The 21,326-nt window shown below is 42.8% G+C and carries 22 protein-coding genes; 12 read left to right on the top strand and 10 right to left on the bottom strand.

The window, feature by feature from the left end; all coding sequences use genetic code 11:
* Positions 1-56: 56 nt before the first annotated feature.
* The 10 genes from C5S62_RS09700 to C5S62_RS09655 all read right to left on the bottom strand — a co-directional run bounded on the left by C5S62_RS09700 (position 57) and on the right by C5S62_RS09655 (position 7,847).
* Entirely contained in the window at positions 57-2,027 is a 1,971-nt protein-coding gene (locus C5S62_RS09700) for a hypothetical protein (protein ID WP_133159563.1), read from the bottom strand.
* A complete protein-coding gene (locus tag C5S62_RS09695; RefSeq protein ID WP_104405181.1) occupies positions 2,014-2,193 on the bottom strand; it encodes a hypothetical protein in 180 nt (59 codons plus the stop codon). Before C5S62_RS09695 ends, C5S62_RS09700 begins: the two co-directional genes overlap by 14 nt.
* Before the next feature lie 108 nt (positions 2,194-2,301).
* Entirely contained in the window at positions 2,302-2,631 is a 330-nt protein-coding gene (locus C5S62_RS09690; RefSeq protein ID WP_133159562.1) for a hypothetical protein, read from the bottom strand.
* Positions 2,603-3,244 carry a hypothetical protein gene (locus C5S62_RS13305; RefSeq protein WP_133159561.1) on the bottom strand — a complete coding sequence of 214 codons (642 nt, stop codon included), beginning with the start codon at positions 3,242-3,244 and terminating at the stop codon, positions 2,603-2,605. Before C5S62_RS13305 ends, C5S62_RS09690 begins: the two co-directional genes overlap by 29 nt.
* A gap of 84 nt (positions 3,245-3,328) precedes the next feature.
* Complete coding sequence (locus tag C5S62_RS09680; protein WP_104405178.1) at positions 3,329-3,916, bottom strand: tyrosine-type recombinase/integrase; 588 nt, start codon at positions 3,914-3,916, stop codon at positions 3,329-3,331.
* A gap of 167 nt (positions 3,917-4,083) precedes the next feature.
* Positions 4,084-6,030, bottom strand: a complete 1,947-nt coding sequence (locus tag C5S62_RS09675) for a BRCT domain-containing protein (protein WP_104405177.1) — start codon at positions 6,028-6,030, stop codon at positions 4,084-4,086.
* A gap of 54 nt (positions 6,031-6,084) precedes the next feature.
* The gene (gene dut / locus C5S62_RS09670) at positions 6,085-6,519 is read right to left on the bottom strand and encodes a dUTP diphosphatase (protein ID WP_104405257.1); all 435 of its coding nucleotides are present in this window, start codon (positions 6,517-6,519) and stop codon (positions 6,085-6,087) included.
* Positions 6,520-6,524: 5 nt separating this feature from the next.
* Entirely contained in the window at positions 6,525-6,866 is a 342-nt protein-coding gene (locus C5S62_RS09665) for a hypothetical protein (protein WP_104405176.1), read from the bottom strand.
* Positions 6,844-7,167: a hypothetical protein gene (locus tag C5S62_RS09660; RefSeq protein ID WP_133159560.1), complete on the bottom strand. Its 324-nt coding sequence runs from the start codon at positions 7,165-7,167 to the stop codon at positions 6,844-6,846. Before C5S62_RS09660 ends, C5S62_RS09665 begins: the two co-directional genes overlap by 23 nt.
* 134 nt (positions 7,168-7,301) lie before the next feature.
* On the bottom strand, positions 7,302-7,847 hold the full coding sequence (locus C5S62_RS09655) for a DUF4494 family protein (protein WP_104405174.1): 546 nt from the start codon (positions 7,845-7,847) through the stop codon (positions 7,302-7,304).
* Positions 7,848-8,095: 248 nt separating this feature from the next.
* Between C5S62_RS09655 and C5S62_RS09650 the strand changes: the two genes are divergently transcribed.
* From C5S62_RS09650 to C5S62_RS09595, 12 genes are all read left to right on the top strand, one after another.
* A complete protein-coding gene (locus tag C5S62_RS09650) occupies positions 8,096-9,427 on the top strand; it encodes a DUF935 family protein (RefSeq protein WP_104405173.1) in 1,332 nt (443 codons plus the stop codon).
* 71 nt (positions 9,428-9,498) lie between these two features.
* Complete coding sequence (locus tag C5S62_RS09645) at positions 9,499-10,317, top strand: hypothetical protein (protein ID WP_223301209.1); 819 nt, start codon at positions 9,499-9,501, stop codon at positions 10,315-10,317.
* Positions 10,301-10,834 (top strand): hypothetical protein, encoded by a 534-nt coding sequence (locus tag C5S62_RS09640; RefSeq protein WP_104405172.1) that lies wholly within the window; start codon positions 10,301-10,303, stop codon positions 10,832-10,834. Before C5S62_RS09645 ends, C5S62_RS09640 begins: the two co-directional genes overlap by 17 nt.
* Positions 10,831-11,559 carry a hypothetical protein gene (locus tag C5S62_RS09635; protein WP_104405171.1) on the top strand — a complete coding sequence of 243 codons (729 nt, stop codon included), beginning with the start codon at positions 10,831-10,833 and terminating at the stop codon, positions 11,557-11,559. Before C5S62_RS09640 ends, C5S62_RS09635 begins: the two co-directional genes overlap by 4 nt.
* A 53-nt stretch (positions 11,560-11,612) precedes the next feature.
* The gene (locus C5S62_RS09630) at positions 11,613-12,878 is read left to right on the top strand and encodes an ATP-dependent Clp protease proteolytic subunit (RefSeq protein WP_104405170.1); all 1,266 of its coding nucleotides are present in this window, start codon (positions 11,613-11,615) and stop codon (positions 12,876-12,878) included.
* 18 nt (positions 12,879-12,896) lie between these two features.
* On the top strand, positions 12,897-13,994 hold the full coding sequence (locus C5S62_RS09625) for a hypothetical protein (protein ID WP_104405169.1): 1,098 nt from the start codon (positions 12,897-12,899) through the stop codon (positions 13,992-13,994).
* 100 nt (positions 13,995-14,094) lie between these two features.
* The gene (locus C5S62_RS09620) at positions 14,095-14,436 is read left to right on the top strand and encodes a hypothetical protein (protein ID WP_104405168.1); all 342 of its coding nucleotides are present in this window, start codon (positions 14,095-14,097) and stop codon (positions 14,434-14,436) included.
* Positions 14,437-14,448: 12 nt separating this feature from the next.
* Positions 14,449-15,783 (top strand): DUF2586 family protein, encoded by a 1,335-nt coding sequence (locus C5S62_RS09615; RefSeq protein WP_104405167.1) that lies wholly within the window; start codon positions 14,449-14,451, stop codon positions 15,781-15,783.
* An 18-nt stretch (positions 15,784-15,801) separates the two neighbouring features.
* A complete protein-coding gene (locus C5S62_RS09610; RefSeq protein WP_104405166.1) occupies positions 15,802-16,251 on the top strand; it encodes a hypothetical protein in 450 nt (149 codons plus the stop codon).
* A 144-nt stretch (positions 16,252-16,395) separates the two neighbouring features.
* Positions 16,396-16,791, top strand: a complete 396-nt coding sequence (locus C5S62_RS09605) for a hypothetical protein (protein ID WP_104405165.1) — start codon at positions 16,396-16,398, stop codon at positions 16,789-16,791.
* Between the two features lie 35 nt (positions 16,792-16,826).
* A complete protein-coding gene (locus tag C5S62_RS14055) occupies positions 16,827-16,958 on the top strand; it encodes a hypothetical protein (protein ID WP_255400151.1) in 132 nt (43 codons plus the stop codon).
* A gap of 107 nt (positions 16,959-17,065) precedes the next feature.
* The gene (locus tag C5S62_RS09595; protein ID WP_104405163.1) at positions 17,066-21,325 is read left to right on the top strand and encodes a phage tail tape measure protein; all 4,260 of its coding nucleotides are present in this window, start codon (positions 17,066-17,068) and stop codon (positions 21,323-21,325) included.
* Position 21,326: the final 1 nt, after the last annotated feature.

The following is a 21,326-nucleotide window of genomic DNA, read 5'->3' as shown; positions in this document are numbered from 1 at the left end:
CAATGCCCGACAAGACTGGAAACAATCATGCCGGGCATTGTTATATGCTTCATGTATTACTGGAGCGCCTGATGTGCAATAGTGTCTGTATAACCGTTTCGCTCATTCCATTCCACCACATTCTCCGCTGAGAAGATGTATGCTTTCTTGTGTACTCCATCACAAGGCTTGTATTTGTTGCATAGAACGCCTGTGAGCTCATTATATCCCACGGATGATAAATTATAGCACCAAGGTTTCAAAAGATGGTCTGGAAGCCCGCCACCGCTTTCTAAGGTCGTTCCTCTGCCGTCAGTAAACTCATCAATCACATTTTCTTCGCCTGAGATAACGAAGTCACGATAGAAAGTCTTGATTGCAATTTCCATTGGAGAAAGGCTGGAATCATCGGCAGACAAGATAAGGCTTATGAGTTTTTTATTCTGGGAGTTCTTTGTTTTCTTATCTCCTCTGCTGGCAGTAAACACATCGTTTGCCTCAATATCATAGAAGCGGTCAATTGCAACCCTCAATGCCGGCACCGACTTGTCTTGCATGGTACATGGAATCCACTGGAAGATTTCGTATGGATTAAAGTCCTGGAAGGATTTGAACCCAAACTTAACCTCCCATTCGTTGTTGTCTCCATAAACATACTTGCCTTGTTCGACGGCCCCAACCATATCTTCATAGATATTTTGAGCAAGAGAATATATTTCATCTTGTGGAAGTGCAGCCCCGATCATCTCTTTCCAATCTGTTGACTGAGGTTCTTCTTCCACTTCACCTTCTTCATCTATTCTGCTGGAAGGATGATAGTGGTCACAATATAAATCAAAGATACCCCACCAAAATTGATACAGAAAGAAATCTACTGGGGATTTGACAACCTCATCAAGACAGTCAACAATCTCTTTAACCCTTTCAACCTTTATGAAAGGTTTGTTACGATAAGAGTTCCTTGCCCTCATCGACCTTTCTGCCCTTTTTAAGTTTTGCTGAGAAAGTTCTTCTATCTCCTCCGAATCTTCTTTTATATCTTCTGAAAGTTTATCAAAGTCTATAACCTCAACCTTTCCAAAACCTTCAAAACCTTTTTGAATATCTCTGGAATAATCTTCATCGGAATCTTCTATGACCTCGTTTTTTTGTTGCTCGTCCCGTTTATTATATATTTTATTATTATATATTATTACTGTGCTGCAAAAGTGCAACATTTTTGAGGCTAAAAGTTGCAAAAGTGCAACACTCAATGTTGCAGAAGTGCAACACTTTTCTGGACCAAAAATAGAGTCTTTGGGGAAGAAACCGGTTTCAAAAGCAATTTTTATAGCGTCAATTGCCTCATGTTGCAAAAGTGCAGCAGGAAAGTCCTTTATAAGCTCTGCAAAAGTGCAGTAAGTATTGCACAAGTGCAGCGTTTCGGCTATCGCTTCTGCAAAATGTTGCACTTGTGCAACATTGAAGGCTTCCATAGGGATGTTGCACTTCTGCAACATTTTATGGTCTTCATTATAAAAATGCTGCACTTCTGCAACATTTTTCGCTTCTGATTCTGAAAATGCTGCACTTCTGCAACATTGAGAGACAAGGATAGAACTTCCAGAAACTCCTAATAATTCAGAACGGCATTGCACTTTTGCAACAATACCATTTTTCTCTAATACTTGAATACCAATTTTGGTGAAGTCGCCAGCGAATTTTTCCCTTTCTGCATTATTGAGCGATTCGTAATGTTGCAGAAGTGCAACATATTGGTCGCACATCATTGATATGCCGTTTTTATGCTTCTTGATTAGCCCAAGAACTTCCAGTCTTTCAAGTGAAGATGGAATTGTACGGTATATGTTCAAGCCGGCCATGCGTCCGAGTTGCCGTTGAGATAAAATGATTGTTTGGTTATCAAGTGAACTCGCCAACTGTTTTCTGACAATATCAAGAAGACATTGAAACAGCATCCTGTCTGATACATTCGGGAATAGTTGGTTGTTCGCATGGTAGTGCAAGCCATACCCAGCATACAGAGCTTTTTGATTAGGCTTTGACATATTTCATTACGATTACTTTGTTGATCATTTGTTTGATTTTCATATACCCATGCTTCTTTGCATATCGGCCAACATTGGCGTTGTTGGGAATGAACCACGGATTATCTTCAGCAAAAGCTGCGGCCATTTCATCGAATGTCATTTGAGGTTTGAACTTATTTTCCATATTATTTGAATTTACTGTTTGTTTACGAATAGGGTTTTATCGATTTGAATAGGTGAATTATCCCAATTTTTCAGATAATTGTTTTAGAACGATTTGTCTGATTTTATCTTATTTTTGTTTTGCAATCTCTGTCAGATTCTTGATGATGTTCACACATTCCTGAGCCTTTTCATATTCTTCATTTGCCACAGCCCGTTGCTTGATGTCATCAATGAAAGGGATCATACAAATGACAATGTTCTGAAGGGCGTATGAAGTATGATTCATAAATGCGCCGGTCGTGCTGAACGATTGATTGAGGGCATTACACATTTCATTGAGTGCCCGGATTGTGTTTGCTTCTTTTTCGTTACTGTGGTCAACGTATTGCGCAACCTCTTTTAGAGTTTCTGTTACGATATTGAGGGCATTATTCGTTGCTCGCTGTTCGCGTTTCATGTCCAATACATTCCAAAGTATTGCCACGAGAAGGATATAAATGATGATGTTGGCCATTGTTATTGAATCCATATTTGTTTATGAAACTTGGGCAGTTTTCACCGCCAATTTGATAATCTTTTGGTATTATATTCCACGGTTCATCTGGTTCTGCGATGTCGGCCCGGTACCACAAGCAATGGTATCGGTCGAAGCATCCCTTTGATAGGCACATTTCAGCATTAAATCCGATAACCCTGCGGTATTCATCTCGTGTGATGAATTTGTATTGATCTGGAACCAACTGTGAGAGTCTTGCAGGAATTGCACCGCGAAGAACCATGCCGGTTGTTGCATATACCTCTTTGGTTCCGGTTTTCACGACGAATTGCAATGTCTTCGCTCTGGTTTTGCTGAGTGGCAGCAGATTTAATGAAGAGGTCAGTTTATACAGTTTACCACTGACAACAATTGTGTCTGGTTCCGGGGCGTTGAGCCAATTTATCCAGTAGGCACAATCAAAGCACATCTGCTCGTTTCTCATTTTAGAAACCAGCGGATTTTTGATTGAGCGGAAGGCTTCAAGGTCTTCTCGCTTGCCGCAATATGAACAAGTGATAAATGTATGCGCCATGCCCTTGTGGATAATGACCGGTATGTGTGGAGTATAAAATTATGCAAGGGCACAACTGGGTGTGCTTCAATTTGGGTGCCTTGATTAAAGGCTGATAGAGGCGAAGATTCCGGCCACCTCTTCTTGTGTGATTCCGATATAAGTCTTTGTAACCTGAATAGAACTGTGATTGAGAATCTTGTTGAGAAGAATCAAACTTTCGGCACTATGTTCGCTTTTGTCATAAACATATCTACCGAAGGTCTTACGGAAAGTGTGAGTGGAAAAATTATCAATGCGCAGTTTGTACTTATACTTGAACTCTTTAAGTTTAATATTTACATACTGAATGGTCATTGGTTTATCGCCTTGCGGAGATGCCATGATGTAGTCTTTCTTGTCCGGGCGTCCCAATAGTTCCCATAATTCATGGAAGTTTTTTTGAACCGAGGGGTTAAATGGAATCTGGCGCGTCTTTTTTGTCTTTTGCTCAACAATAGTTACTGATGAAACACCCAGAATATCTTTCCATCGAAAGCGAAGTGTATCTGATGCTCGACAGGCTGTACAGAACGACAGTCGGGCATACATTTCCCAGCGATAGTCTCCGTCTTTATGAAGGCAATCCAGGAATCTTGTGAACTCATCATAAGGAAGATGGTCACTGGTTGTAATTTGATTTTTCTGTCCCATATTATTTATACTTTCATTTTTGTGCTGCAAAGTTACATAATGAAAATGAAACTTCAAAAAGATTTATTGAAAATCTATCTTTTTGCAGCAAATTATTTTTAAGGTAAGAGAAAAACCACTGACTAAAATATGATATAATAGTCAGTGGTTCAATGAATAATAGCTCTTTATAACTGTTTGAATGTTTCAATTGTAAAAATTGGGATGCCGAGTGATTTTGCTTTTACAGCCTTGCTCGAAGACGAATTGATGTCTGCCACAATTAAATGGGTGGTGTTTTTGGACACACCATTAACCACCTCTCCTCCCTGTGCGGCAATTTCTGCTTCCAGTTCTTTGTCACGGACACCGGTAAAACAAATTTTCATTCCTGCGTATTTATTGCCTGTTGCTTTCTTCGGCTCTTCCATAGGGAGAATCTTTAGTTTATTGCGGGCCACAAAATCATAGAATGGCACAATGCCTTTAAGGAAGGATTGCATGGTTTTGTTTAGGGCAAGGAACTGAGGTGTCTGATCAAATCCCTCTTCAGTGAATACATAGCCATGTGTAAATGCAAATCTGTCATTTTCGGATAGATTTGAAACGATACTTTTTGCTTTGACTTGTCCTATACCCAAGAAACAATCGCTGGCGTGCATGAGCTTGATGACGTCAACGCCGTCGCGAATTTTTTTGTTGGCGGTCAGGATTACATTGGCTATTGATTCGCCAAATCCATCGATGAGCATGAGTTCATCAAAAGTGATGTCAAGAATCCGCTGGAGGGTGTCATATCCGGCCTTGAACATTTTGGCAATTGTTTCTTCACCCATTTGCTCCGCTTCCAGCGTGGTATAGAAGTGTACCACCTTGGCCAGTTGGATGCCTGGACAATTTGGGTTGGTACAAATCAGTTCAACCTTTGAATCATTCCATTTGGTAGGCTGGCCGCAATTGGGACAATATAGAAGACCGTCGCGTTGCTTTATCATCGTTTCAGCCGTAGCTTCTTCCATGACATTGAGAATTTTGGGAATGACGCCGCCAGAACGTGTTACAGCAATGCGTGCCCCCGGCCCAATGCTATTTTCAAAGATATATTTAGCGTTGTAACCTGTTGGGTTCTCCATTGTGCAGTCGCCAGTATTAACTGCATCTATGTTGACTACTGGTTTTAGTGTGCCGGCTTTGCTAATTTTCCAGTCAATACCCTTCACGGTTGTCTCAAATACGTCAGTAAAATCTGGGTGTTTGTAGGCAATTGCGTACAGGGGGTTGCCGGTAGTTTGCTGTCGTCCGATTGTTTTCCAAAGCAGGATGTCATCCAAATAAATAACAAGTCCATCGATGTAAAAATCCTTGCGCCATTCTTTGAATAATTCAGCAAGTTTCGCTTCGTCAAGTTCTGCAACAGTTACTACTGTACCATAGATGTGTTGATGATATTTCTCACAAAGAGTTTGGAATAGTTGAGTGTAGGTTTGGAAATTGTCAAGATCCTGTTCGCTTACACCGTATCGGTAGAATGTGGTATGCCGCAAGAGTTTTGACGGCTCATCACGATTTATGAAGCCGGCTACGGTATTACGAGGCGATTTGAATTTTTCTCCTGTAGAATCTGAAGCCCTTCCAGCTAATTCTTGCTCCCATGTTTTACAATCAAAGACCAATTCTCCGAAAGTGTAGTGAAGGTCGCTTGCCCCATCTTCTTTGTGTAGTGCCAACAAGTCATAGTGCGGAGAACAGTCTTGACCCTCGTTGTCGGCGCCACCTCTTGAATACACCTTTTTGGATATTTCATCTCTGAGCCAAGAAACTCCATCAAATTTGGGAGTGATTACCAATTTGGCTGTTTCCGGAATTGCCATTGAGCTAAGCCATTGTTTGATGTCGGCTACTGATTTTACTTTATTCAGCGATTTCATAGGAATTGGTAGCTTCACTTTACGGTCTTTATTAACTATGACCGGTTCTATGTGCTGAAACCATTTATTGCCTGGGTCAAGCTCCTTCAGTTCATCAATCAATTTGTCGTATTCAGCATCCGATATTTGCGGTGTACCTTTGCGATATTCCTCATTGTATTTGGTTATTTTTTTAACGAGGTCGGCAATATATTTTTGAGTATTCATCTTGTATATAGTTAAGGGAGGATCAACAGACCCTCCCTGATTTACTGTAAGTGTTTATTTGATACCGGTAGAGTTGAAACCGCCTTCGCCACGTTCTGTTGAATCAAGGGAGTCAGTTTCCTCCCATTCAATTTTCACGTATTCTTTAGCAACGATTTGGCAAATGCGGTCGCCATTATTGACAATGAAAGGTTCTGTACCAAGATTGTGAACTATAGCCCCAACATCGCCACGGTAATCTGCATCCACGGTGCCAGGTGCATTTGTCAGGGTGATTCCATGTTTGAGCGCAAGCCCTGAACGAGGTCTGACTTGAAGTTCATAGCCTTCAGGAAGCTGGATGTTGATACCGGAGTGAATCAGTTTGCGCTCACCGGGCATGATGGTTATCGGCTCATCAGTGAACGCACGAAGATCCATGCCGGCTGACATCGGGGTTGCATACTGAGGTAACTCATTATTTGAGTGATTGATGACTTTTACCTTGATAGTTTTCATTTCTTATTACTTTTAGAGTATTGTTTATATTTCATTCCTTTACGTGACATACTGGCTGTAGGATAGTATGTTCGAGTGACCCCGCACATTTTATCATATTCTTCCAATTTCAAAGTGCCGTAATCGCTTGCCTCTATTTCAATGTCTTGAGCCAGAAACCGAAAATAAAGTCCACAACTGGATATGCTGCGACCAGTGCAAGCCGAATAGATAACAGAGTTGGCTGTCTTAAAGGCTATGCCCGCAGCGGTCAATGAATGAAAGTAGCCAATAAATCTTTTAAGAGGACTAAAGACCAGAACTGGATTGCTGGTTTTATTGCTTAGATTTTTCTTCATAGCTACTTATCTCAGTAAGGACTTTACTGGACAAGCGGGAGCGTGCTGCCGATACAAGGTATGTATCTGAAACGGCAACCCCGTGCGCAAATAGCTCAAAAACTCTATCGCACATATATGCCAGAAAGTCAGGTTCGACAAATGCTATGAACAGAAACAGAAATGTTCCATCAATTAGAAAATGCCCTTCTTCGTTGATGAGACATATTTGGTCGTCTCCAATTTCGTATGTATCGCAAAGCGATTTGATTTGATAGCGATACTGATTAAAGAATGGCTGTATGGGCTTGGGTTCTGTCATTTGAGACAGATAGTATGTGGCATCAAAATACGAGTGCCCAGATTCGCTTTGACCAAAGAGCAAGTTAGGAAATTCAGGAAAGGATTGCTCTTTACACTGGAGTTTGATTTCGCCTTTCCCAGTCTGACCCAACATCAGCTAAGGGAGAAATTCTCAACCTTACTTTTATGTACGTCAAGCGGCCAATAAATAGCTTCCGTCTTGTCAAATTTGGTGTCTCGGATTACAAAGTCCGACATAGTTTTACCCAGATGTTTGTTGATTTTCTCGTTTGCGTCTGCATTGGAAAGTGCCGGCACATAAAAATCTTCGATTGTTTTCTTTTCCTTGCCACTTTTTTCGTCAAGAGTTAGGAACATTACCTTGACCATATAAAGGCCAACTCCAGATGTTTCGTCTTCTTCAAAAAAGTTGCAATAAAAATCTTTCACTGTTTGCTCTTGGGCAAGAGTGTCGTTGAATAGAACATCGGAAATCTTGGTTTTGATGATTTCATAGTGAACGCTTCCGAATTGGGTGCGGTTCAGAGAAGATATGATTTCGTGTACCAGCATTTCAGCTTCGGTATAGCTCGTTGCCAGTATCAGTTCCTCAATCTTCTTTTTACCCAAAGCACCGTTTGGAAGCTCGACTGTACATTCCGTTTTTACGCGGAAATAGCTACGCTCTTTTTCTTCCATAATGTTTTGAATTTGAAGTGAAACTTGATTTGTCGCTGCAAAGGTACATAAAAAATTCAATATAACAATAATAAAATTAGTCTTTTTGATATAATATATTTCTATTATCGTTGATTTATAGGGATTTATAACAAAAACAACAAATTAGATTTTTATATTCGACTCTTTTTATTGGATAATTGTGTGTTTGGTCTTAAAACAAAATCATCTTGAATTTTCTATTCTTCAGAAAGTAAACATAGTAACAAATGGCTAACGCAGAATTATCAGATAAAGAGCTCATCACGCAAAAGCTGGAAAGCATATTTATGACCAGCAAAAAAAGCGTGCAGGAGTATGTTAGGGAAATCGAGCGCAGATGTCGATTCCAATCTTCATATCGTCACCTACAGAACGGTACGGTGTTGGATGACCGTGGCCGTTTGATAGACATTTATGATGCTTGTGTGCAGCAAGACGCCCATCTGAGGGGTGTTATGGAAACTTTGTTCTCCCAGATTGTTGGAGAGCGGTTTATGATGGCAAGTCAAAATGAGAAAGGGAAATATACCAAAGACATAGCTGCTACCAGAAAAATTCAGAATACTGAATTTTTGAAGATTATACGTGGTATAGCAGAATCAAAACTATATGGCTATACAGGATTAGAGTTTTTGGTTAATCCAGAAGCAGAACGCGGTGGTCTTCAGGTCAACTATGTGGAGCGTCGTAATATCTTGGCAGACCAAAGAAAAATTGTGCAGCGTCAAGGTATTTGGATGCCACAGTGGAGTTTTGATGACCCTAAATATTCTGACCACTATGTACTTATTAACAGTGGTGAATTGGGACTGTTCTCGGCTGTCGCTCCTTTGATTTTGGCTAAAAAATTCACTTTTGCCAATTATGTCAATTTTTCTCACACATACGGTCAGCCTATTATTCATGGCAAAACTGAGTCTGAAAACACTGTTGACCGCAAACGAATGGCGAATGATATTGCGAGTGCGGCTCAAAATAAGGTAATTGTTACCGGCCTTAATGATGAGGTTGACATAAAAACATTCACCATGTCGAACTCTGAGCATGTGTTCACTGGGCTTATTTCAATTGTGGATAAAGATGTCTCCAACCTTATTCTTGGATCAGAGTCTATGGCGGGAGCAACCCAGTCGTATGTAGGCGCAACCAGAGCGCATGAGAATATCTTCAGAGACCGCATTGAGGTGTATCGCGATTACATAGAACTTGTAATGAACGAGACCGTAATACCTCGTTTGGTTCGTTTGGGCTATTTACCGGATGGACTGGAGTTCAAATATTCTAAGCGCATTGAGATGTCCGACGAAGACCGCATACGCCTCTTCCAGAACCTCACTACATCATGGGAAATGGATCCAGAAACAATTGAGCAAGAGTTTGGTGTGAAGGTTAAACGACAACTCAACGTGATGGACGGCATGGCTGGTAGTCCGACTGGCGGTGGAAGTGGCGCGGGGTATAGCCGTACAGCTACCAGACATTTAACCGATGAAGAATATTTCCGTAGATACGGTCATGCCCGTGAAACGCAAAATTTTCTTCGGGAGAGGGGAAAATAGGTCCGGTTCCTCTCTCCAATGTAGTAGCCTTACGACAACCTGATGACAACAAGGACCGGCACGAAGAGGAAGTGGCAATACTTATTCCTCTATTCCACGATTTCGTCATTAGTGTTATCCAACATGAGGATGAATGGGAGTCCTTAGAGGCGTTAATGGAAGCTCGTGCTGATATTGCCATTAGAAGAGCGTGTGCCGGTTTTGGGGTTGACTTTGAGGAAGCGTTACGTCTCATACGCAATGCTGACGGGCTTGACAATGAGCAAATAGCTCAGCGGAATATCATTTTGTCCGCAGTTGATAATCTGGTTGACTTTGCGGTTGTGGAAGAATATCACATGGCTGATGATATGGCAGAGTTAGAAGAAGCGCTAACAGAAGAGGAAGCAGAAGATATGGAAGATGAAGATTGGTTCAATTTCTATCTGCCAGTCTTTTCTAAATTCCATGACCAATATATGCGTACAGAAAACATGGACATAGAATATGCCATGATTGTCGCTGCCTATTTATCGACGATTAGAAACGACACGACTCTAATGTACATGACGCAAGGTGATGAGCGAGTACGTCCGTGGCATCTTCAGTATGAAGGATTTACTGCTCCTAAGTCAATGTTTCCAGCATGGCTTATTCCTCCTATTGAGCATAATTGTCGCTGTTATTTGGTAGAAGATACGTCAACAGTCATAGCTTCTATTCAAGCATCTGTGATACCTGAGATGCCTGATTGGTTTAATCGTACATTCAAAGAAAGTGTGGCTCTTGGTGGTCGCATTTTCTCTGATGAACACCCATATTTTCAAGTTGATGAGCGGCATGTTGGCCGTCTCAATGCCATAGCAAATCGTCTCAAAGCAAAGTATTTGAAAGATGGCGAAGGTGAATAAAGGCATACCATTGATGCCACAGCAATTTCGTGAGCAATGGGAACCGCTGCCTCACTTGTTTGACTTGAACCTTTGGAACTTTCAAGTGTCGGTAGGACAATCTGCCGTTGATATTTTTCAAAAGTCCTTTGATATGAAACGCTTTAATACAAGAGGCAGCGTGGTTTGGAGGCATAGCCCTAAACGTAACAAAGGTGGCTTCACTGTTGGTGGACTGGTGGAATCTCGGTCATTGCGAAATTCTATCACCTATGAAACAGAATCCTACAATCGCTCCAAAGGAAAAGTTAAAGTTTTTACTGATCCAAGGGCATTTAACGGAACTTATAATCACAAAGGCTTTTGTTTCGCCGCAGTACATAATTCGGACGATCCATCTATACGGACTGGTCGAGTGGCCAATATGCCTCAACGACAATTCATGCCAACAGAGAAGCGTGACTCGTCTGTGATGAACGACAAATTGCGAGAATTGGAAAGAATCATTTTTAGAACATTCCCAGGTGTAAGACCATGATTATTGATAAACACAAACCAATACGCCCAACAGAGCCAGAAGAGGTACCTGTGGTGCCGGAGCCTGAAATTGACGAAGTTCAGGAAGTCGTGGAAACCAACCCGATGATTGAAGCGTACAAGGCTGTAAGAAAAATTTTAGAGTCTATTCCAAAGGACCCTAAAGACCCTAAAAGTCCTCGATTGTTCAAAACTATCAAATTGGACAATGGCCAGTTGAATCGAATTAAATATAACACGCATAATAAGGAATACGGGCTCGTGTTCCCGGCGGTGTTTATACATTTTATCAATATTTACTACAATGTTGGTACCTCTAACATTGCTGAGGGTAAAGGCACTATGCGTATTCATTATGTGTTGAATCGCCTCAACAACAGTGATGATGAAGTGGAGTGTGAAGGCATGGAAGTCTATAAGCGTATAGTGTCTGCTATAGAAGCGCAGAAAGCCAATTTCCCGGCACTTGTGTCAAGGTTTCAGTTGGAGTATTGGGATCAGCCATTGACTTTCGATGATGCTTTACAGCCCTATTGGATTGATTATCAAATCTGGTTTCAAGACTTTACTTCATACGCTTATAAGAATTACCAGGATGTGTATGTCACGGTGCCGCCGTTCACTCAGCCAAGCGACCAGAATGAGATTGCCAACCCCGATCATCTTCCAAATCACGAATATCCGAAGTTTGAAGACATTGCAGGATTCAAAGATAAAAAAGAGTGATTTCACCCTACTCAAATTGCAATTCTCTATTCTTGGAAAAAGAGTAATCAATTATGGATGCAGAAAATTTGAAATATGTAGTTGGAAAGGCTGAGGAAGGCCAACCGGCTATCATTCGCTTTTTTTCAGCCGTAGATGAGTACAGTGTTCGCTGCTTCAATGATGAGTTCTTGTGGTTGCAAGACTATGTGAAACCTTCAAAGATTATTGTGATGATCAATTCTGAAGGAGGCTCAGTGTTGTACGGAATGAGCACGTTCTCGGTTATTCGCTCTTGTCCTATTGAAGTCGATTGTGTAATAGAAGGCATTGCAGCTTCGATGGCCAGCGTTATCTGGGCTGCTGGTGATAACCTTTATATGCACGATTATTCATTGTTGATGATTCACAATCCTTTTAATTCAAAGGTTGAGGATGATGACCCATCGGTAAAGCAAACCGTTGAAGCTTTCCGCTCACAATTGGAAACTATTTATACTAAACGGTTTGGACTTTCCAAAGACAAGGTTGCGGAAATTATGAACGGCGAGGGAGATGCGGACGGTACTTTCTTTAGCGCTAAAGATGCTGTGAAAGCTGGATTCCTGCCATCAGAGAATGTCATCAAGACCTCTAAAAAGGTGCGTGACAAAGTGAAAAACGAGATGATAGGTATTGATAGCGCTGTCGAAATGCGCAATATCATGTCTGCCGTATCTGCTGAAGTGGACGAAAATAAACTTATCGAGTCAATTACCGCTATTCGTAATCAGAAAGATAATTATTCACCAATCCAAGAAAACAAAATGGAAAACAACGAAAAAAACAATTTCGACGCCATTTCAGCACAACTTGGACTCGCTAAGGACACTCAGGCCGCAGCGATTGAAGCTCGCATTGCTGAGTTGATCAATGCAGAAGCAACACTCAAGGAAACTCAGGGTGAGCTTACTGCAACGAAGATCAAACTCGAAGGCAAGGAAGCCGACCTCGCTAACGCCAAAAGTGAACTGGCCGAGACTAAGGCGGCGCTTCAGGCGTACAAGGATGCAGAACAAGCTGCTCTCAAAGCCGAGATTGCAACGGTTATCGATAATGCAATCAAGGCAGGTAAAATTGAGGCTTCTGCAAAAGATGCTTGGACAAAGATGGCTGAGTCTGACTTTGCCACTGTCAAGAGCACTCTTGCATCAATCCAGGCTCGTGAAGTAATCACAGAGGTAATCGCTAAAGACCCTGCGAATGAAGGCAAAATCGAGGAGACGTTGAAAGACGTTGATGCTCAGATGAAAGCCAAAATCAAGGAGAAACTTGGCGAGGTAAAATTTGAAACATTTTAATCTCCCTACGTTATAACAATGGCTACAATCAATTTTGCCGGTAACACTTATGCGGGCGAGGTACTTGAAGACCTCCTTGTTTACACCGCGAAGGGGAATGAGACCTATGAGGCCGGTCTTATTCATGTGAAGCCCGGTATTCAAAAACGCTACGTTTTGCCTCACATTCAGTTGGGCTCCATCATTCAGGACAACAAGCCTACGCCTACTTCTACAGAAGGTGCTGCGAATGACACAACCGGCTTTAACCAGTATAAACTGTCTGAGCGCTACCTTGATCCACAGGACTTCATGGTTTACCTTGAGTTCAATCCTCGCGATTTTGAGGAGTATTGGCGCTTTGCTCAGCCTGAAGGACCTCTCGTTTTCCGCGAACTTGACCCCGCTGTCCAGAAGACGATGCTTCGTCTGTTGCTTGACAAGAAAGACCAGTACATCAATGATTGTATTTGGTGTGGTAAGAAAGGTGGCATAGACGCAAATATCACAGCTCCTGCTGGGGCTACCATCCTCGGTGGCGCTTCTGCTGCTGGACCGATGAAGTACTTTGACGGCGCACTTGCTCGCATACTTGCCAACCTCAAAGCTCAGGCTGCAACTGTTCCTACTGATGCAGACAAGAACGAACTGGCTTCTGGTAAGGTTGTGTTGGCCGGTTCTACTGCCTTCACCACTGGTAAAGACGTAGAAGATGCCCTTTATGCGATTTGGAAGAAGACTCCTTCCAATATTCGTAAGTCCAAGAAGCTCAAGTTCGTCATGGGCTGGGACACTTGGGATCTGTACGACCAGTATCTGACCACTCAGAAGGATTACAAGTATGTAGAGAACCCTGACGTCAATAAGCGTACCTTCAAGGGTAAGGAAATCGTTGTCATTGACGGTATTCCGGAATCGACCATCTTCTTCGGTAAGTTCTCTACCGACCAGGATTCTTGCCTCTGGATGGCCATCGACTACAGTACTGATGAAGAGTCCGTGAAGGTTGAACGCCTTCAGGCTAACTCTGAGATGTACTTCTTCCAGATGCGTCTCAAGATGGACGTCAACCTTGTTCGTCCGGGCGAGATTATCGTTTGGACTCCGTACAAGAACGGAACAACTACAGGCGGTTAAAGAGATGTTGAATCACGAAGTGTAATTGTATCATCAAAAGAGGAGTGGAGATACCGAAACTCCATTCCTCTTTTTAATTGTAACTCAATAAAATAATCTTATGGCTAAAATAAAGAAGGCCGAAGACAATGCGCCGGTTGCTGAACAGGCAATTGCACAAGAAGTCGAGGCCACAAAAGAAAATACAGAGGTCGAAAAGACTGAAGTGGTTGAGCCTGAAACAGAGGCTACAAAAGTTGAAGATTCTGCTACAGAAGAGAAAGATGAAGCCAGTGCTAAATCACAGGACGATATTCCCGAATACGTGCTCGCCTATCTGAAGAATCATACAGAAGAGAAGGCTGTGTATTTTGACAAACTGGGCGGTGTATTTTCAGCAGATACTCCGAAAGTTTTCCTGAAGGATGCAGTCCTCTACCAAAATCCATTTTGCAAACAATAAAACTATAATACAATGGCATTAGGAAATGTTTTTATGAAAGACACGGACGGCAATATTCCGGTATTGCGCTCCAACACCATTGAAAATGTGTGTGGTCTCATTTTTGACATCTCTGGTCAGACTAACTTTTGGACTACCGGCGGTGGAGCGAACATCGCAGATGCCTGGAAGGACAAGGTGATAGAGTTGAATAGCCTTAATGATGCAATAGAGGCTGGTATTACCGCTTATACTGGAGAAGTTGATAGCGAAACCAATGCCAGCACCGATGTATTGGCAGGTATTCCTTACTATCACATTCGCCAGTTCTTCAACATGGCCGGTGGAAGCGGTCGTCTGTTCGTGATGTTTGCAGATTGTTCTAATGACTGGAACGCCATCATTGAGATGCAGCGTGCAGCCAGTGGCGCAATCTTCCAGATTGGTGTATGGACAGAGCAACAGCTTTGGACTAAGCCTGATGAGAGTGCAAACGCTTACTCTATCGGTCTTGTGGCCGACATCAACCGTGCAGCTGTTGAGCTTGCTGATGAGTATTTCGCCCCTGCTTCAATTTTGCTTTGCGCAAACACATCAAAGGTCAAGATTGGCACTACCACTTCCAATAAGATTGCGGTCAGCCAGATCCCCTCTTGCGTAGTGGACGCTCGTTACGTGACTGTACTTTTGTCTCAGTCAATGGAAGAAGATGTTCGCCGTATGCAAGCATCGCTTGAATCTACGACTCCTGTCGGCGTTGTAGGACTTGCATTGGGCACTCTGACTCAGGCTGGCGTTGGTGAGTCTATCGGCTGGGTTCGTCAGTTTGACCTTGTAAACTATGTTCCGGCAATCGAAATGGGATTTGGCGACTCCACTGTTGTTGATGGACTCATCACCAATGGCTTGAGTTATTCGGCACTGAGCAAGTCTCAGCTCAATGCACTGGAAGAGGCTGGTTATGTGTTTGTACGTTCTTTCGAGGGACTGGAAGGACACACATACTTTGCTAACGACCACACTTGTTCTGCTGGTGATTTCTGTACCATTTCACGTAACAGAACTATCAACAAGTCTCGTCGCCTTATTCGTATCGCCTTGCTGCCTTACGTGAACTCACCGATCAAAGTTGACCCCTCTAATGGCAATCTGTCTTCTGCTCAGGTTACTGTTTTCGAGAACCTTCTCAAAGACATTCTGAATGAGATGGAGAGTGCAGAGGAAATCAGTGGAACAGCTTTCGTAACCGTTCCTGCTGAACAGAATATTCTTGTCACCAAAAAGCTGACCCTCTCGTATGGTATCGTGCCGATGGGCTGTGCAGAGTCTATCGAGGTTACGGAAGGTCTTTACGTTAGTCAGCAGTAATAAAAATTACATACGACAATGATTATCAATAACGTAGCCTATTCATGGGCAATGGTTCAGCTGACATCCTTGGCACTTACGGGGTCAGCAAACCCTAATCCAATCATCCTTCAGGGTGTGACCGCTATTAAGTGGAACAAAAAGAAGAAGGTTGAGACCAATTATGGTCTTGGAGGTGAGCCGGTAAATCGTGGTTTTGGTAACACTGAGTACACTGCTCAGATTACGATGGACTACAATACTCAGGTTCAGCTGCGAGCACTCAAAGGCTCTTTGATGGCTCTGGGCGAATTTGATCTTGTGTTGTCTTTCGCAAACGAGTTCAATTCTCAGGATTTCTCTACGGAGACTGTGACTCTGAAGGGCTGTCTTTTCAACGAGGATGGCATGGAGGTATCACAGGATGACACCAACATCACTAAAGAGTTCGAGCTTAACCCCTTCAAGATTGAACTGAGCACTAAATAATTTTCTTCCATAGGATTTATTAGAGTGAACGGATGCGGCGCCAGTAATGATTCTGGTGCCGCATTTTTCTTGAAGATTTTCACTCCTTTGAATAAGTGACGCCCTATTCTATATTGAGTATCAACTTTAATTTATAAACGAATCATGGAAGAAAAAGAAACTCTTGAGCTTCAGACCATCGAAGAACTCGATCCCAAGCTCCGTGCAGCCGTTGAAAAGAAGGTTGCAGACCTGAAAGCTAACAACCCCAAAGCAAAGATTTTTCCGCTTATGGTGGACGGCGATCCGGACGATGAAAAGGACGTCTATATCGGCTACTTCTGCCAGCCTTCGTTCATCACGTTCTCCAAGTACATGACTTTCGCACAGAAAGATCAGGCTTCGGCTATGCGTCAGCTTGCGCGTGACTGCTTCTTGGATGGCGACAAGGAACTCATTGATGACGACTCTCTGTTCCTCTTCGGTCTTATGGGACAGCTGAACAACATCATTCAGATGCGCGGCGGTCGTGTCATAAATTTATCGAAACCTGGGAAGTAAGAGAGGATGACTATTTTCGTCAAAAGATAATTCTCTTGCGACATTACTTTCCAGGTGTTAATATCGATGACCTTGATGAAGACGATTTTGCCAGGCTGGTGTGCGATGCGGAGTGGATGCACAGTCAAATGGTCATCACCAGACACGCAAATGCTTTAGGATTGTAATTCGATAACTCGTTGAAAGGCCCCGTTACAAATATCGTGTAACGGGGCTAATCTTTTCCCCATGCCTCATCTCCTATCTCTATTCTTTGTAAAAGACTGATTCGATTATGACCGGACAAACATATCAAGTCAATTATATTGTAAATGTTGATGCAGCCAACGCTCAATCCGCAATCAATTCGTTTAAGCGGGCCGTTGCATCAATGGATAAGGCTACGAAACCAATAATGGATTTACAGCGTAAAGTCCGTGGTCTCGTGGAAACTATGAGTGCGCTTAATCGGGGTAAATACTCGGTTAAGATTGATACTCGTCCAGCTACTCAGAAGATTGGCAAGCTGATTCGCGCTTTGCAAATGGCAAAAGTCGAAGTGCAACAGCTTAATGCAATGGGTGTGACTTTAGGAGGTGTTGGCAATAAGAAAAAAACAGCATCTCGTACTGCCGCTACCGCCGCACCTATTGGCGGTTCCAGTTCGCGTACAAGGACAGCGCCTTCACGCTCATCCAGTACGACCACAGCAGCTACAAGGCGTTACGCAACCTCAGTAATGCGACACCCAACTAATCTTGGATATAAGCTTTGGGGTCCTACTCCGCTTCCTAATAATGGCGGTATGGCTATTGATATGCTCAAGGGCATGGGCATAGCCTATGGTATTGCTGGAGCCGGTATGCTGGTTTCCGAAGTCGTTAATCAGGCCGCAGAGTATGACAATGCGATGAAAACCGTTGAGAACATCTTGAAATCTCACGACACCGCTGAAAATTTTGCCGGCAGATTTGCACAAATGACTCAGGTCGTCCGCAATGTCGGTATGAAGACTAAGTTCAAGGTAACGGAAGTTGCCGATGCCGCGAAGTTCTTGGCAATGGCCGGTTTCAATGTAAATGCTATCCAGCAAGCAATTAGTCCTATTGCAGACATTGCGCTGGTTGGTGATACCGAGCTTGGTAAAACTGCTGATTTGGTCACAAACATTATGACCGCTTACAACATTGAGCCAAATAAGATGCGTAATGCTGCGGACATTATGACCAATACATTCACCATGTCAAATACTACATTGACAGAGATTGCAGAAGCTTATAAATATGCGGCTTCACTTCTGTCTGCCGGCAATGTTTCTTTTGAAGAAGCTACAGCTGCTATTGGCGTGTTAGGAGATGCTGGTATCAAGGGTTCTCAGGCTGGTACTACAATGCGTACTATTATGGCCAACCTTGCGAATCCAACTAAAAAACAAAGAGCTGGCTGGGAAGATATAGGAATTAGTCTTACAGATAAGAACGGTCAAAGAAAAGACATACTTCAGATATTCCAGGAACTTCACGATAAGAATCTGGATGTTGATGCCTATTATCGTATATTCCATAAGACAGCGGCTTCTGGAGCAGTAGCTCTCGCAACCCATGCAGATAAATGGGAGAAAGTTTATCTGGAAAACTTCTTAGCCGGAGGTATGACCCGTCGTTTGGCAGAAGAAAAACAAAATACATTCCAAGGTTTATGGGCACAACTTGTTTCTGTGTTCACAGATCAGGGGGTCACTGCATTTAATGGAGTGCAGGGGGCTTTGCGTGGTTGGATGAAGATGGCAATCAATTGGATGGACCCGAACAAGAATCCTGATGCACAGAAGGTGTTCAAGGAGGTGGCTAATAGTCTGATAGAGTTTATTCAGATTTTGATAGATGCTTCTAAATGGTTTGTTTGGTTCTTTGATAAATTTGGTGGTCTCGTCAAGACATGGGCTAAGTTTCAGTTGATGATTTGGCCCGTCGTCAAAGCTGTAACGGCTCTTAGAAGTGTATTTCTTGGACTCTTGGGTTTAAGGAAGGTAGGCAGTGTACTTATTGGGCTGTCTGGTGTATTTGGCAATCTTAATAAGAGGCTACTTGTTTTAGGCACTACTTTAGGGCAAGGTGGGTGGTTTAAGCGAAGATTGGGTAATGTAGTAACTGCTATTGGAAACACAGTCCCTGTAGCAGCACCTGGCAGTATGTTAAATACGGGTCAGTTATCTGCATTTGGAGTTCCTATGGGTATAGCGGGGTTTGCTCCATTGTCATATAAACAGTACATGAAAGCAGCTAAAGGCTTGGATTTGTCCAGACCTCATGCTTCAACCAGTGGATATTATCTTAACAGAATAGACAATCTTGGAAGAGAGGCAGAAGTAGCTGCATGGAACTCTGGGGTGTATCAGGCTCGCCAAGCAGAAGATGCAGCTGCACTAAAGCGATATAAGCAGAATCAAAAGACGTTCAACAAGCGTGTTCGCAACATGCAAATCAAGAATGGTCTTAAAGGGTTTGGCAAAATGGGAGTTGGTGCAACCGTTATGGGTCTTGGTATGCACCAGATGACTAAAGAAAATGCAAATGGTTTGGATGTTGCTTCTGGAGGACTATTTGCTGCGGCAGGCATGGCTGCAATGGTTGGAGGCCCTATTGGGTGGATAGCCGCCGCAGGTTTGGCTCTTGGTGGATTAGGTGCATCTTTAGCCAGTTTCAATCAGAACCTTAATGCTCTTTCTGGATTTGTTGATAATTTCTCCAATAGCCATCAACTTCTTGACGGCGCTTTATTGAATGGTAATACTCGTACTGAGCGTTATCTTGAATTTGTGTGGCGTAAGAATTACGACATAAACGACCTAATTCAGCGCCGTATTGAATTGATGAAAGAGTTGCTGGGCATTGAGACACCAAATGCGACTACTACAAAAGATGTTGGCAATGAAACGTATAAAACTATGTATGAGAAGTTTTATGCAGCTGACTCTATGTGGGGTAGCCGTGGTGCAGCTTCTCGTGCAGCCGAACTCTTTAATAAATACGGTCAGGAATTTGGGTTGTCAGTTCGTAATTACGGTGGCGATTGGTATTATCAAGATGCTAATGGAAAGTATATTAGGTTTGCTAACCCTAAAGGTTCATCCGACACCAACGATGCTGTTATGTATGATGTGGCTGCGGCAATGGAACTGCTACATGGACAGTACCGTTCAAAAATTATGGACGAGAATCAGCATCGTTTGGCTCAGATTCTTTATGGAAAAGCTACTGTTGAAGACGCGAAGAATTGGCGTGATACGTTTGCCGCCACATACGGTCCCGCTTCATGGGCAACTTTGATTCGCCCGGATCAGTGGAATGAAGATACTGATGTCGCTAAATATTGGTCTGGAGAAGACATTGCTAAGTCATATATGGGTGCTCAGCTTCTTTGGAAATCAATGTACCAAATGGTTGAGGCTCAAAATGCTATTGCCGATTTCAAAGAGAAATTAGCCGCTGGTAATTTGACAGAAAATGATGTAGTTCGGGCATTGCGATGGGGTGACTATGATGTTCTCGGTCAGACATTGGTGGACTATAATCCAAATGATGTTACCAGTTGGTTCCGTAATATGGGCTATGCTGGCGATGGTATATGGCGTGACCCTTCAGGCCGTGAAACGCCAGAAGTTATGGCTCAAACCGCTGCTGGTCAGATGCAACGTCTTTTGGAATCTATCCAGAAGCTTGGGCTTGAAGCAGACCCATCCACTCAGGCACTCCAGACATACGCCAATACATTGCTTACATTAGCTCAATCGTTTATGGGCTCTAATGAGGCACTGTCTGGTTCACATGATGGAGAAATAAAAGAACTGAATGGTCAGAAATGGCGTTGGAACGCGACCACTAAACAATGGGAACTTATCGATGACAATAATCAACCAGCTCAGATTTCACAGGGATTGGTGGATATGTCTAACAATATGAATACGTTGTTGACAACCGTTCAAAACGTCAACGCACAATGGCCTACTTTATTTCCTACTGTATATCCAATTAACTCCGGCTGGGGTTATAATAGTGCCAGCCCGTACAATTGGGGGACGGATAATAATAATTTGACCACTAATGGCTTGTTATGGAATCCATTGACAAATACGAACAAGGAACAACCATTTAGCTGGTGGCCATCGTGGAATAACGGTAACAATTTATTTACGCCTCAGCAGACTTATAGGACGACAGGCGTTACTATGACGCCTCAGCAGATGGGTAATGCTGTTGCTAAGCCTAACGCACCCGGTGTGCATACTCCTACTGGAAATAACCATAATAAAGGTACAAACAACGGTGGACGTACCGGCACCCGGACATCTGACTATAAATCTCATCAGAAGGAGCGTGCCATTCCGAAGCAGATTAACATCAACATCCAGAATTTGATGAAGGTGGATTCAATTGATATGACCAACGAAAACAATGTTGCAATAATTGAAAAATTAAAAGAAAAAGTTGCCTACGCACTCTATGAAGCCGCCGCCGACGGAACAATGATGCTAAATGGCCTTTCAAACACATAAT

It is taken from the genome of Prevotella sp. MGM2, from assembly GCF_002933955.1.
GTDB lineage: Bacteria > Bacteroidota > Bacteroidia > Bacteroidales > Bacteroidaceae > Alloprevotella.
This window is presented reverse-complemented; position numbering and strand designations above follow the sequence as displayed.